Here is a 13,044-nt window from a genome sequence, read left to right as displayed (position 1 = left end):
CTCGTTTTTTTTCATTCAAAGTTCTGCTTACGGCTGCGCTTTCCAGCTCAATTTTTGCTGTTTCACCAACCCGGCCGACAAAATACACAACACGCCGCCCAAAGCAGAAAAACGCACTGCGGTTTGCGCCTTGGCTTCGACTTTCGGCTTGGCATGATATGCTACGCCCAAGCCGGCCGCCGACATCATCACCAAATCATTGGCTCCGTCACCCACCGCCACGGTGTTGTGCATTTCAATATCAAACTGCTGCGCCAGATCCACCAAAATATCGGCTTTGGTTTGCGCCGACACCACATCGCCCAACACTTGCCCGGTCAGTTTGCCCTCGATGATCTCCAGTGTGTTGGACTGCGCGTGATCCAGCGACAACATCTGTTGCAGATGATCAGAGAAGTACGTAAACCCGCCAGATGCGATCGCGGTTTTCCAGCCAAACGACTGCAACGTGCCAATCAATTCGGCCAGTTCAGGCATCAGCGGCAGCTCGCGGCGCACCGCATCTAGAATCGCGGCATCAGCATTTTTAAGTTTGCCGACACGCTGGCGCAAGCTTTGTTCAAAATCGAGTTCGCCCTGCATCGCGCGTTCAGTGACTTCCGCCACTTCATCGCCCACGCCAGCCAACTTCGCAATCTCATCAATACATTCAATCTGAATCGCCGTTGAGTCCATATCCAGCACAATCAGACCGGGCTTCGAGAGATCCGGAACTTCCGTGATGCGCGCAAAATCCAGCGCGAGGCCTTTGAGAATGGTTTCATGCTCCGGCGTTAACTCGCCCGCCATCAATGCGACGTCGTAATGCCCCACTTTCCAGGTGTCCAAGATGGTGTTGTACTGACCAGTAAAGAAGTCGATGTCGTCAAATTGCTGCGGCGACAGAAACTCGCCAAAGATAATCCAGCTGGCTTTGGCCTTGTCTAACTGGCTCGCAAAACGGGTTTCAGGCAGGCGGTTGAGCAAAGTCGTATGTTTTTTAATAGGTAAGGTTTTCAAAGCGTCCATGTCCACTTTCCTTTGTTGGGATTCCCTGACGTTACCCTATTGCAATTTAAAAACGCAAGTCTCAATATGAGCCCAGTCTTATTTTTCTTAGGGTGAACGGTCTATGGACGGCTCCTTATTCTCCTTCCGAATGGTGGTTCGTGCGGTGGCAATGATCCTGCTGGCGACGATGTTTTTCATCACCATCAAAAACAGTGTGGTGATCAGTAAAGGCAATGAACGCATTCAAGCCAATCAGTTGGAAACGCTGACCAAAGTACTGATCACGCAGGCCTCGTTGTCAGCAAGCAGCATGATTGCCGATCAAGATCAGGAACGCTTATTGGCATTAACCAATCAACTGGCCCAAGAGCGTTTGGTGTTTGATGCCACCATTTACGATGCTGAAGGGGTGAAACTGGCCGCCAGCGACGCCGCGCTCAGTGTGCGCGAAGTGTTGGGATTGGATACGCCATTGCAAACTGCCGCCATTGGCCGTCAACAACTGGTCGAGCCGGTGATGCACGATGGCAGTTTGATTGGCTTTGTACGCATCACGTTTGAAACCGGCAAAGTGACCGCAATTTCTGATCATCACTATCGCAAAAGCGATCGTTACATGTATTTGATGCTATTGATGAGCTTTATCAGTGGCATGTTGCTGACACTGCTGCTGCGTCGCCAACCCAAAAGCAAAGGGGAAAACTTGCTGCTGAAAAACGTCGGCTAACCTCATGGGTCATGCACAAAAAAACCTCAGCCTAGGCTGAGGTTTTTGTTTTTTATCGCTTCGAACGACTTAGTAACCAGCTTGATCGCCAATCAGCACAGAATCCAACGCGATTTCAATCATTTCGTTGAACGTGTTTTGACGCTCTTCTGATGTGGTTTGCTCACCGGTTTTGATGTGGTCAGACACGGTACAGATCGCCAGTGCTTTCGCGCCATATTCTGCGGCAACACCGTAGATACCTGCCGCTTCCATTTCCACGCCCACAATGCCGTATTTATCCATCACATCGAACATTGATGGATCTGGTGTGTAGAACAGTTCTGCAGAGAACAGGTTGCCCACTTTCACGTCAATACCGCGTGCTTTCGCCGCTTCTTCTGCCGCTTTCACCATTTTGTAATCGGCGATTGCAGAGAAATCGTGGTCTTTGAAACGGATACGGTTCACTTTAGAGTCGGTACAAGCACCCATACCAATCACCACATCACGCACTTTGATGTCTTCGTTGACCGCGCCGCAGCTACCAACACGGATGATTTTCTTCACGCCGAAGTCTTTCACCAGCTCAGTCACGTAGATTGAGCAAGATGGAATGCCCATGCCGTGACCCATGACTGACACTTTGCGGCCTTTGTAAGTCCCTGTGTAACCATACATATTGCGCACGTCGCAAACCTGAACAACATCGTCTAAGAAAGTTTCTGCGATGTACTTCGCGCGCAGCGGGTCACCCGGCATCAGTACAACATCAGCAAAATCGCCCATCTCAGCATTGATATGTGGAGTAGCCATGTGTGTTTTCCTTTGTTTCGTTTACCCAATCATCGGGTAAATCTTAATCGTTGATTCTTGTTTCTGCCTACAAGCATTGAAAGAGTTGCCTACAGGCAGTGAAATAGTTGCCCGCAGACGTGACACGTTCATGACGCGCTCCGGCCTGCGGCGCGGGATTACAGAAAGTTTTTACCGTAGTCCATTGCTGAAGTACCGAAGTAGCTCGCCAGCGTTTGGCCGATGTCAGCAAAGGTGTCACGTTGGCCCAGAGAGCCCGGTTTCACTTTTTTGCCGTACACAATCACGGGAATGTGTTCACGCGTGTGGTCAGTGCCCGGCCAAGTTGGATCGCAGCCATGGTCAGCGGTCAGGATCAACAGGTCATCGTCTTGCATCAGCTCCAGCACTTGTGGCAGGCGCTTGTCGAAGTATTCCAATGCCGCTGCATAGCCAGCAACATCACGGCGGTGGCCGTATGCAGAATCGAAATCAACGAAGTTGGTGAACACGATGGTGTTGTCACCGGCTGCAGAAATCTGCTCCAACGTCGCATCAAACAGCGCAGGAATGCCAGTTGCTTTCACTTTCTTGGTGATGCCGCAGTTGGCGTAGATATCAGCAATCTTGCCAATCGATACCACGTGGCCCTGTTTCTCATCCACCAGTTTTTGCAGCACGGTCGCTGAAGGCGGCTCAACGGACAAGTCGCGACGGTTACCGGTTCGTTCAAAGTGACCTTTGCCCGGGCCAATAAATGGACGCGCGATCACGCGGCCAATGTTGTAATCTTCCAGCTCTTCACGCGCGATCTGGCACAGTTCCAGCAAGCGATCGAGACCAAACGTCTCTTCGTGACACGCAATTTGGAAGACGGAGTCTGCTGACGTGTAGAAAATCGGACGACCAGTTTTCATGTGCTCTTCGCCCAGATCATCTAGCACTTGCGTGCCCGATGCGTGGCAGTTGCCCAAGAATCCGTCGAGACCCGCGCGCGCCAGAATGCGATCGGTTAGCGCTTTCGGGAAGCTGTTTTGTTTGTCGCTGAAGTAGCCCCATTCAAACAGAACCGGCACCCCAGCAATTTCCCAGTGACCGGACGGAGTGTCTTTACCAGACGACAGTTCCGACGCATGACCGTAAGCACCGATGATGTCTGCACGCTCATCCAAGCCCGGCGCAAAACGACCCGTTGACTCTTTGTGGGCCATCGCCAGACCCAACTTAGACAAGTTAGGTAGCGTAAGTGGGCCTTTGCGATTGGCGTTGTCCGCGTCGCCAGCGGCACACTGATCGGCGATGTGACCGAGTGTGTCTGCACCCACATCACCAAATGCTTCTGCATCCGGTGCCGCGCCAATACCGAAAGAATCTAAAACTAAAATAAATGCTCTTTTCATTGCTCACTCCTCGCCGAAACTACACGTCTTCTTCACGAATCTGACGGTACACTTCCGGAGTTGGTACATACTCTCCGCCCACTTTAATTGCACGTTGTAATGCGTTGGCAGCGTCTTGCCACTGCGCTTCCGTGCGGGCGTGAATCATTGCTAAAGGTTTATTGCTGTCGGCCACCTCACCCAGACGAATAAACTGGTCAAAGCCGACCGCGTAATCGATCTTGTCTGTCGCCACACGGCGTCCGCCGCCCATGCCGACCACCGCCATACCGATCGCGCGCGTGTCCATCGCAGACACCACGCCGCTTTGCTCGGCATAGACAGGTTTAATAATCTCTGCTTTGTCGAGGTAGTTGTCGTAGTTCGCCACAAAATCAGCAGGGCCACCAAGACCGGCCACCATTTTGCCAAAGCGTTCCGCCGCTTGGCCGTTATCCAACACCGCTTGCAGTTTAGCGCGCGCATCGGTGGTGTCTTGGGCCAATTTACCCAGCACCAGCATTTCAGCGCACGACGCCATGGTCACTTCAAACAAGCGTGGGTTACGGTATTCCCCGGTGAGGAAGCGCACCGCTTCGCGCACTTCCACGGCATTCCCCGCCGATGAAGCCAACACTTGGTTCATATCGGTCAGAATTGCGGTGGTTTTGGTGCCCGCACCGTTGGCCACAGCCACGATAGATTTCGCCAGCTCTTCCGACGCTTCGTAAGTCGGCATGAACGCGCCAGAACCCACCTTGACGTCCATCACCAGCGATTCCAAACCTGCCGCTAATTTTTTCGACAAAATGGAAGCCGTGATGAGCGAAATGTTGTCGACGGTGGCGGTGATATCGCGCGTCGCGTAAACACGTTTATCCGCGGGTGCCAAATCGCCGGTTTGACCGATGATGGCCACGCCAGCCTCTTTGGTGACTTTGCCGAACACGTCGTTGGTTGGGGTAATGTTGTAGCCTGGAATCGATTCCAGTTTATCCAGCGTACCACCGGTGTGGCCAAGGCCACGGCCAGAGATCATCGGCACATACCCCCCACATGCTGCCACCATCGGGCCAAGCATCAGTGAGGTCACATCGCCCACACCGCCAGTAGAGTGTTTGTCGACGATCGGGCCATCAAAATTCATGTGACTCCAGTCGATCACCATACCGGAATCGCGCATTGCACAAGTCAGCGCAATTCGTTCTGGCATGGTCATTTCACGAAAGAACACCGCCATCGCAAAGGCTGCGATTTGGCCTTCAGAAACCGTATTGTTTGCGACCCCCTGAATAAAGAAGTTGATCTCTTCTGCGGTCAGGACTTCCCCATCACGTTTTCTGCGAATAATTTCTTGAGGTAAATACATGAGTGCCTCCCAAGCTCTGAATCAGAGCCATGGTCTAGTCGTGTAGAGTGAATTGTTGGTGGCGCAGCGCGCCACCTCAGACGCAAAACGAATTAGTACGCTGCAGGGTCTGCAGTTTCGTTGGTCACTTCTAATGTATTTAGGAGATTGGTCAGTAGGCTTGATGCACCAAAACGGTAGTGACGGCTGTCGACCCAGTTGTCACCCAGCAGTTCATCCGCCATAGCCAGATACAGCGCTGCATCTTCTGCAGTACGAACGCCGCCCGCAGGTTTGAAACCGACGCTTTTCGCAACACCCATGTCACGAATCACTTCCAGCATCATGCGCGCGTATTCAGGCGTTGCATTCACTGGCACTTTACCGGTTGATGTTTTGATGAAGTCGGCACCCGCTTCAATACAGATTTGAGAGGCTTTTTTGATCAGCGCTTCTTCTTTCAGTTCACCGGTTTCGATGATCACTTTCAAAAGCACAGTGTCGCCACAAGCCGCTTTACATTGTTTCACCAGGTCAAAACCAACCTGTTCATTGCCTGCCATCAGAGCACGGTATGGAAACACCACGTCAACTTCGTCTGCACCGTAAGCCACAGCAGCTTTGGTTTCAGCGACTGCAATTTCCACATCGTCATTCCCGTGTGGGAAGTTAGTCACGGTTGCAATACGAACGTCAGGTGTACCTTGCTCACGAAGGGTCTTCTTAGCAATAGGAATAAAGCGAGGGTAGATGCAGATCGCAGCGGTGTTACCGACTGGGCTCTTCGCATCATGACAAAGCTGGATCACTTTCGCATCCGTGTCATCATCATTCAGCGTGGTCAGGTCCATCAGTTTAAGTGCACGTAGTGCTGCTGCTTTTAAATCGCTCATTTCTATCTCCGATCAATAGTTTCAAATAGTTCACCGTCTAACCACCAGCGTTTGCTTCGTGGCGGACAGTCACAAATGAACGGACTTGGTTCCTTGAAGACTCGGTGCGACGCACCAATTGCTATCCCTGTCACCGCACAGTACCAAATTTGGTCTATGGCACAACAATCTGCGATTGTGGTGTCTAACGTATACAGACAACTCGCGTTGCCACAGCGTGAATAATACTCCATGTATTCATTCATGCTAGCTAAAAAACTTCTCAATCAACCATTGATAAGTTACACCACCGATGTAGACACCGACGATCCCCATGACACCCGGTAACACCGGTGGCGCAGGAATCGGAAGTTTGATGGCAGAAAACAGGATTCCAACCACAACCCCAGCCAGGGTTGCAAGGACAACATCATTCATGAGGTTTACCCTATTTTCTCTAGATGTATACAGTATAGATATTCGTCGCAAAACTGTAGTGCCGTTGCTAGAGCAAACGGTTTGTATCTCAAAATAATTCCCCATCGAAACGAGGTTCAGCCCTTGTCGGCGCTAGATTTTGCATGCAATCCATTACACGCACCCTCTTCATTTTCGATGGTCAGAAAACAAAAAACCCCGCAGCAATCTCTTGCTACGGGGTGATGTTAAACGGCGTCTATATAATCTTTCTCTACAAACTTAGAAAGACAGGAAGAAGCCAGCAATGGTTGCTGCCATCAGGTTAGATAGCGTACCAGCAGCCACAGCTTTCATACCGAAACGTGCGATGTCGTGACGACGGTTTGGTGCAATACCACCTAGGCCACCCAGCAGAATCGCGATTGAAGATAGGTTCGCGAAACCACACAGAGCGAAGGAGATGATTGCTTGCGTCTTCTCAGACATCACTGCACCTGTTGATGCCAGTACCTGAGCGTTTTCGCCCACGTATGGTACAAAGTTCAGGTAAGCAACGAATTCGTTCACAACAATTTTCTGACCGATGAACGAGCCTGCCAATGTCGCTTCAGACCAAGGCACACCGATAACGAATGCCAGAGGAGAGAAGATCCAACCCAGAATCAGTTCCAGAGTCAGTTGAGGCATGCCGAACCAACCACCGATACCACCCAGAAGGCCGTTGATCAGTGCGATCAGACCGATGAACGCCAGCAGCATTGCGCCGATGTTCAGCGCCAGTTGTAGACCCATAGACGCACCGCCCGCCGCAGCGTCGATCACGTTTGCAGGTTTGTCATCACCACCGTCGATGTCTACTGTGCCCAGTTCTTCATCTGGAGCCTCAGTTTCAGGTTTGATGATTTTCGCGAACAACAGACCGCCTGGTGCCGCCATGAATGATGCTGCAACCAAGTATTCTAGAGGCACACCCATCGATGCGTAACCCGCCAGTACACCACCAGCAACCGATGCCAAACCACCACACATAACGGCGAATAGTTCAGACTGAGTCATTTTTGGAACAAACGGACGTACAACCAGTGGCGCTTCAGTTTGACCGACGAAGATGTTTGCTGCAGCAGACATCGATTCAGCACGTGAAGTACCCAGTGCTTTTTGCAGGCCACCACCCAGAATCTTGATAACCCACTGCATCACACCCAGGTAGTAAAGAACTGAGATCAGTGCAGAGAAGAAGATTACGGTTGGTAGAACTTGGAATGCAAAGATGAAACCGATACCGTCAACAGAGAAGTTAACAAGGCTGCCGAATAGGAAACCAATACCGTCTTTACCATAGTCGATAACGCTCTGAACACCAGCAGAGAAACCTGCCAGTAGATCACGACCCCAAGGGACGTAAAGAACGAAACCACCGAGTGCGAATTGGATAGCGAATGCGCCACCCACGGTTCTAATTTTAATAGCTTTACGGTTATCAGACAGTAGTACTGCGATTGCAATAAGTACTGCCATACCGACTAGGCTCATAAACAGGCTCATAGTTTATGACTTCCTTCTATGTTTAATGTTGGCGTGTTACAAATTGGAGCTGAAAAGCGGGGCAATTATACTCACCCCTAAACCCTTAAAGTAATGCACCCCTCACACTTTCTAATAAGATTAACTTTGCGTTCATTCATTTGTGTGAATCCGGTCACCCTTTAATGGCGCAATTCGCATTCACCCTACAAATGATTTAGTAATCTTTCACAAATAGAAAACACAGAATTGCTATTTTTCCAAACTGCACTAGCAACCGATTGCTTATCCATATTTTGCAGAAAAACGAGCGCATCGAGCACTTTTGGCAGTTGGCTTGGGTGATTGGCTTGCCCTTGATAGCCATGTAACGGCATATCAGGGGCGTCCGTTTCGAGCACTAAATGCTCGATGGGTAGTGCCGCAATCGCACGGCGCGTCTTGTTGGCTCGGGGGTATGTGATGCCGCCACCGACGCCGATTTTGAAACCCAAATCGATAAATTGCCGCGCTTGCTGCTCGCTGCCAGAAAACGCATGCAACACGCCGCCGCCCGAAAATTTTGATTGCTTGAGCAATTGCAGTAGGCGGTTGTGCGTTTGACGACTGTGCAAAATCACGGGCAATTGCGCGGCCTGAGCCAAGGCCAACTGCCCCAACAAGAGGCGTTCTTGAATGCGCGCATCGACATCAACCACACCGTCGAGCCCAATCTCGCCGACGGCCACACACGCGGCGCTACGCTCTGTGAGCGCCTGTTCCAGATGCATTAACGGTTGCTCGCCGAGCGACGCCAAGAAATAAGGATGGAAACCGAGCGCGTAGTAAAGCATTGCGGGGAAATCGGCCGCGAGTTGCTGCACTCGCGACCAGTTTTGCGGCCCGATGGCGGGGATCAGAATGCGTTCAACCCCCTGACTTTGCGCTTTGGCGAGTTCGCCGGCTACATCGCCGCGAAACTCGTCAAAATCAAAGTGGCAATGGGTATCGAACAGCGGAAAATCAGGCTTGGTCGCGGTCTTGTTCATGCACCGGATCTTTACGGTAAGGCACACAGCACCGTTTTTGTTCCGGCGTCAGCCCCATCGACTGACACCAAGCGTCATAGCGCGCGATCATTGCTTTCATCCATGCCCACATAGCACTCTCCTGCTGCGTCTGATATTTACTGCTCTTCGCGTTTGAAGACCAATTCCGTTGCGCTCGATTCGTCAGGGACGAAGTAGTACCCCGCGGTATCAAACGCTTCCAATTGTTTCACCGAAGCAATCCGGTTCTCAATGATATACCGAGCCATCATGCCCCGCGCTTTTTTGGCGTAGAAACTGATCACTTTGTATTGGCCGTTCTTGCAGTCTTTAAACACTGGTGTGATCACCTGAGCATCCAACTGTTTGGTGTTGACCGCTTTGAAGTATTCATTGGATGCCAGATTGACCAGCACGTTGTCGCCTTGCGCTGCAATCGCTTCATTGAGCGTGTCAGTGATGATGTTGCCCCAGAACTGGTACAAGTTGGCTCCGCGCGCATTGGCAAGCTTGGTGCCCATTTCAAGGCGATACGGCTGCATTAAATCAAGCGGCTTGAGCAAACCATACAAACCCGACAGCATACGCAGGTGATCTTGCGCGAAACTTAAATCATCGTCCGTGAGGGTCTCGGCTTCTAGCCCTGTGTAAACATCGCCTTTAAACGCAAAAATCGCCTGACGCGCGTTGTCGAAAGTGAAGGTTTCACACCACTCAGCAAAGCGGGCAACGTTGAGGCCGGCAATTTTGTCGCTGACCTTCATCAGTGCTGAAATGTCCGCAGGCGTCAACTGACGACACACATCAATCAGCACTTTGGCATGTTGAGTCAGTTCCGGTTGCGTGTGGCGCTCACTTGGCAGTGGCGAGTCATAGTCCAGTGTCTTTGCAGGGGAAACTACAATCAGCATCGTTTTATCCTAATTCTTTGATGGGTTGAGCTGACAATAGCCTACAAAAAAAGCCATGCATTGTCTGCATGGCTTTTCCAATCTCTGATATTGATGCTATCTATTAAGACTTCTTGGTGTTGTCCCAAATGCCCTCTTCCAGCTGAGATTTCAGCTCAGGGTATTCGTTCGCATCAAAGGTCGGCACTTTGCCGGCTTTCAACTGGCGGTTGTAGTCTTTCGCCAGCTTAATCACGATGCCAGACAGCAGCAGAATCGCCACCAAGTTGACAATCGCCATCAAGCCCATCGACACATCTGCCATCGACCATACGGTCGGCAGCGTGGCCAGTGAACCGAACATCACCATGCCAAGGAACACCAAACGGAAGATCACCAGACCGCGTTTGTTGTTGTGCTCCAAGAAAATTAGGTTGGTTTCAGCATATGAGTAGTTGGCAATAATCGAGGTAAATGCGAAGAAGAAAATCGCAAAGGCCACGAAAATAGAGCCCCAACTGCCCACTTGCGAACTGAGCGCACGCTGAGTCAGCTCGATGCCGGTAATTTCACCGTGTGGCACGTACTCACCCGACATCAAAATGATGGCAACAGTCGCAGAACAGATCACGATGGTATCCACAAACACGCCCAGCATTTGCACATAACCTTGAGACGCCGGGTGTGGCGGATACGGCGTTGCCGATGCTGCCGCGTTTGGCGCAGAACCCATACCCGCTTCGTTCGAGAACAAACCGCGTTTCACACCGTTGATCATCGCTTGTGCAATGGCGTAGCCCAAACCACCCGCGGCGGCTTGTTGGAAGCCAAACGCGCTCTTGATCACCAAGCTAAATACTTCAGGCAATTTCTCAAGGTTCATGAATACCACAAACAGCGCAATCGCAATGTACGCCAGCGCCATAAACGGCACGATGATTTCTGCGGTACGGGCAATCTTACGGATACCACCGAAGATCACAAACGCCGACAAACACACAATCGCGATGCCCACATACATTGGCTCGTAGCCAAATGCAGTGTTCATTGCGCTGGAAATGGAGTTCGCTTGTACCGCGTTAAACACCAAGCCAAACGCAATGATCAGGAAGATAGAGAATAGGATGCCCATCCAGCGCATGCCCAAACCTTTTTCCATGTAGTACGCCGGACCACCACGGTAGTTGCCGTCTTTATCTCGTGTTTTGTACAGCTGAGCCAGTGTACTTTCCGCAAATGAAGTCGCCATCCCGAGGCACGCCGTCATCCACATCCAGAAAATCGCACCAGGACCACCAGCGGTTAACGCCACAGCCACACCGGCCATGTTACCGGTGCCCACGCGAGCAGCAAGACTGGTACAAAGGGCTTGGAAAGAAGAAATACCAGCGTTGTCCTCTTTTCGGCTGTTCTTCAACACGCTGAACATGTGGCCGAAATGACGGAATTGGATAAAGCCTAAACGTAGAGTGAAGTAAATACCCACACCCACTAAAAGATAAACCAGAATCGATCCCCAAAGCAGATCGTTCATTAAGTTAATTAAGTCTGTCACAAGAACCTCTCGTAGAGTGATTGCGCTGATCTGAGTGTCACTCAGCATGACAAATGCACTTTCGCATCCCGCGAAGTTATCTGAATTGTGGTTACATTTGATGCCATTAAGCCAGCCGAAAAGGCTGTCCAAATAAACCAGCGTATTTTTTGACGGGCGGATAATGCAACCTGAGGTGGCAAAAATCAATATGCAATGTATTGCTTTTGATTGTTATTTTTTACTATAAAATCACCATTCATTAACACGCAACCAATCAAACAAGCTACAACAACAGAGCAAAATACTATCTTTTTCGCAACATTTTAGAGCAAAAAGCAACCATAAAAACCTTATTGCATAAAGTTAATCTCACCCCCTGAGAATAAAGGGGTTCGACGTTCAGGCAGGGAAATTTGTCAGTAAAAAGTCATATTTTGAAATCAATTGGATATTTATTAACCACTCAATCATTCCACCGCGAACTCGTCAACACCTTTTTAACAACCGCTTGAACGCAATAAAAACGTTTGCGCGATTCAACTGCTGCTTTTTCGCTCAAAAATTTGGCCTAAAAACTGTGAATCACAGTAAAAAAACTCATCAAAGCTTCATCCAAACGAAACAAATGAGAAACAAATCAAAGTTACGCTTCGGCTAACTGTGCTATTTAGACAGCACTCATGAAATGATGACAACGACAATGAGGCTAGATTATGGATGACTTGCACTTCGATGAACTGTTGGATAGGGAAATCACGAAGATCCGCGCGAACCGAGCCAAACCGGTCAAGCGTATGTGGAGAGAAATCGAAGCCATTCGTGATAAGAAGCGACTGGAAAAAGAGCTTCTCGATATGGATATTTGTCTGGAGATCAACGACATCAAATTATGAAATAAAAAGGCACCTTCGGGTGCCTTTTTATTACCGTGCATTGACTGGCATCAGGTGCATTCAGATTCGCTTTTACGGACACGACGCGCCAATTGCGCGAACCGCTCGGCGATGGTTTCCCCAAACACCGGATCGTCTTCATTCTCATTCCATTGTGATTCGACGTTCTGCCAATCGCTGACCGTAAAGGTACGGTTGATCAGCGGTAGAATGGACTGTTCTTCCATCTCCAAGTGGCGGCGCTGCGCATCGATAAACGCTTCCAGCTTCTCAATAATCACCGCTTGAGGCACCACGGCATCTTGCAAAATCATCTCCACGATATCGAGAAACGCATGCGTCTGCTCAGACAACGTCACGTGTTCCTTCTCCAAATCGGCCACGGTTTGAAGCTCACCATAATGCGCCATATAGTAGCGGTAGATGATGTCCTCTTTCGGGTGATGGACCGTTTCGGAGTGACTGCCCAGGTAATCCACGATTTCTTTTACCAAGGTATAATTGATGGCCTGTTCGGATTTGAGCAATTTCAGCTTGTCACGCAGAATCGCCAGTAACCGAGTCATATAGCCATGCTCGCGTCTGATTCTCTCAATCATCATCGTGTTTCTCCCTTACACATACTTTCTGTAAGTGTATATAAGGTTTCAAAAACACGCTTT

At 50.2% G+C, this 13,044-nt stretch carries 14 protein-coding genes; 2 read left to right on the top strand and 12 right to left on the bottom strand.

The window, feature by feature from the left end:
• Positions 1-27 precede the first annotated feature (27 nt).
• Positions 28-1,008 (bottom strand): phosphoserine phosphatase, encoded by a 981-nt coding sequence (gene serB, locus ACS18Q_RS02715; RefSeq protein WP_441257343.1) that lies wholly within the window; start codon positions 1,006-1,008, stop codon positions 28-30.
• Positions 1,009-1,111: 103 nt separating this feature from the next.
• Between serB and ACS18Q_RS02710 the strand changes: the two genes are divergently transcribed.
• Entirely contained in the window at positions 1,112-1,717 is a 606-nt protein-coding gene (locus tag ACS18Q_RS02710) for a YtjB family periplasmic protein (RefSeq protein WP_014205714.1), read from the top strand.
• Between the two features lie 69 nt (positions 1,718-1,786).
• Here the strand turns inward: ACS18Q_RS02710 and deoD are convergent, their stop codons facing one another.
• From deoD to ACS18Q_RS02660, 10 genes are all read right to left on the bottom strand, one after another.
• A complete protein-coding gene (deoD, locus tag ACS18Q_RS02705) occupies positions 1,787-2,512 on the bottom strand; it encodes a purine-nucleoside phosphorylase (RefSeq protein ID WP_004729579.1) in 726 nt (241 codons plus the stop codon).
• Positions 2,513-2,670: 158 nt separating this feature from the next.
• A complete protein-coding gene (gene deoB, locus ACS18Q_RS02700; RefSeq protein ID WP_004729580.1) occupies positions 2,671-3,891 on the bottom strand; it encodes a phosphopentomutase in 1,221 nt (406 codons plus the stop codon).
• A gap of 19 nt (positions 3,892-3,910) precedes the next feature.
• Positions 3,911-5,239 carry a thymidine phosphorylase gene (gene deoA / locus ACS18Q_RS02695; protein ID WP_004729581.1) on the bottom strand — a complete coding sequence of 443 codons (1,329 nt, stop codon included), beginning with the start codon at positions 5,237-5,239 and terminating at the stop codon, positions 3,911-3,913.
• A gap of 92 nt (positions 5,240-5,331) precedes the next feature.
• Positions 5,332-6,111: a deoxyribose-phosphate aldolase gene (gene deoC / locus ACS18Q_RS02690; protein WP_004729582.1), complete on the bottom strand. Its 780-nt coding sequence runs from the start codon at positions 6,109-6,111 to the stop codon at positions 5,332-5,334.
• Positions 6,112-6,357: 246 nt separating this feature from the next.
• The gene (locus ACS18Q_RS02685) at positions 6,358-6,528 is read right to left on the bottom strand and encodes a XapX domain-containing protein (protein ID WP_004729583.1); all 171 of its coding nucleotides are present in this window, start codon (positions 6,526-6,528) and stop codon (positions 6,358-6,360) included.
• A gap of 261 nt (positions 6,529-6,789) precedes the next feature.
• A complete protein-coding gene (locus tag ACS18Q_RS02680; protein WP_014205716.1) occupies positions 6,790-8,055 on the bottom strand; it encodes a NupC/NupG family nucleoside CNT transporter in 1,266 nt (421 codons plus the stop codon).
• Between the two features lie 185 nt (positions 8,056-8,240).
• Positions 8,241-9,062 carry a TatD family hydrolase gene (locus tag ACS18Q_RS02675; RefSeq protein ID WP_441257342.1) on the bottom strand — a complete coding sequence of 274 codons (822 nt, stop codon included), beginning with the start codon at positions 9,060-9,062 and terminating at the stop codon, positions 8,241-8,243.
• A complete protein-coding gene (locus ACS18Q_RS02670) occupies positions 9,037-9,174 on the bottom strand; it encodes a hypothetical protein (protein WP_014205718.1) in 138 nt (45 codons plus the stop codon). Before ACS18Q_RS02670 ends, ACS18Q_RS02675 begins: the two co-directional genes overlap by 26 nt.
• A 25-nt stretch (positions 9,175-9,199) precedes the next feature.
• A complete protein-coding gene (gene yaaA / locus ACS18Q_RS02665) occupies positions 9,200-9,973 on the bottom strand; it encodes a peroxide stress protein YaaA (protein WP_432583281.1) in 774 nt (257 codons plus the stop codon).
• Between the two features lie 103 nt (positions 9,974-10,076).
• Positions 10,077-11,507 carry an alanine/glycine:cation symporter family protein gene (locus ACS18Q_RS02660; RefSeq protein ID WP_055465992.1) on the bottom strand — a complete coding sequence of 477 codons (1,431 nt, stop codon included), beginning with the start codon at positions 11,505-11,507 and terminating at the stop codon, positions 10,077-10,079.
• A 695-nt stretch (positions 11,508-12,202) separates the two neighbouring features.
• On the opposite strand from ACS18Q_RS02660, the gene ACS18Q_RS02655 reads away from it, so the two are divergent.
• Entirely contained in the window at positions 12,203-12,382 is a 180-nt protein-coding gene (locus ACS18Q_RS02655) for a DUF3545 family protein (protein WP_004724158.1), read from the top strand.
• Between the two features lie 50 nt (positions 12,383-12,432).
• Here ACS18Q_RS02655 and ACS18Q_RS02650 read toward each other — a convergent pair whose 3' ends face one another.
• Positions 12,433-12,984 carry a hemerythrin domain-containing protein gene (locus ACS18Q_RS02650; protein ID WP_014205722.1) on the bottom strand — a complete coding sequence of 184 codons (552 nt, stop codon included), beginning with the start codon at positions 12,982-12,984 and terminating at the stop codon, positions 12,433-12,435.
• Between the last annotated feature and the right edge of the window lie 60 nt (positions 12,985-13,044).

The organism is Vibrio sp. Vf1514 (genome assembly GCF_052076135.1).
GTDB lineage: Bacteria > Pseudomonadota > Gammaproteobacteria > Enterobacterales > Vibrionaceae > Vibrio > Vibrio furnissii.
This window is presented reverse-complemented; position numbering and strand designations above follow the sequence as displayed.